Annotated in this window: 1 protein-coding gene; it reads right to left on the minus strand. The window is 68.0% G+C overall.

All coding sequences use genetic code 11. The features are described from left to right. Positions 1 to 632 (minus strand): Ig-like domain-containing protein (locus tag AC3A4H_RS23595; RefSeq protein ID WP_487768879.1); only part of this gene is annotated, 632 nt, incomplete at both ends.

The raw sequence follows: 632 nt of genomic DNA on the forward strand, positions 1-632 counted from the left end.
TCAGCAGCGTGTAGCTGTAGTGGATCGTACCCACGCCCGTCGTGGCATTGTATTCGTACCAGGCCGTCAGTTCACCCGTCGTGTCCGCGAAGGTCTGCGCCGTCCCCGTCAGCACATGGCCGCCCAGCGACACCGCCGACACCCCGTCCGCCGAGGTGAAGCCGATCGTCCCCGACGTCGTCTCGCGCGGATCGGCGTTGGCGGAGCCGTCGCCCGTCTCGCCCGAACCCGCAGGCTTGCCGTCATGCGCCGGAAGACCTGCCTCGTAGACCTTCGTGCCGTCGGAACCGGCCCCTGGGATCGACACCGTCGGCGTCGAGTTGCCGATCTCGATCGTCAGCGTGGTGTGCGACAGGTCGCCGTCAGCGTCCTTGATCGTGTAGGTGAACACGTCCTGCCCGCCACCGGCCGTGCCCGGATCGCGCAGATAGCTGTACGAGCCGTCGGCATTCAGCGTCAGCTTGCCGTAGGTGCCCTGGATGGTCGCCCCGACCGTCGTGGCGTCGTCGAGGGCGCCGGTGCTGCCCTTGGCAACGCCGACGACCCCGCCCGAAACGTCCTTGCCGTCCGCGCCAAACACGTCGTTCGACAGCACGTCGCCCGTGATCGGCGCAAAACTCCCCGCTTCGACG

This window comes from Pseudaminobacter sp. Soil_N_29, assembly GCF_057656055.1.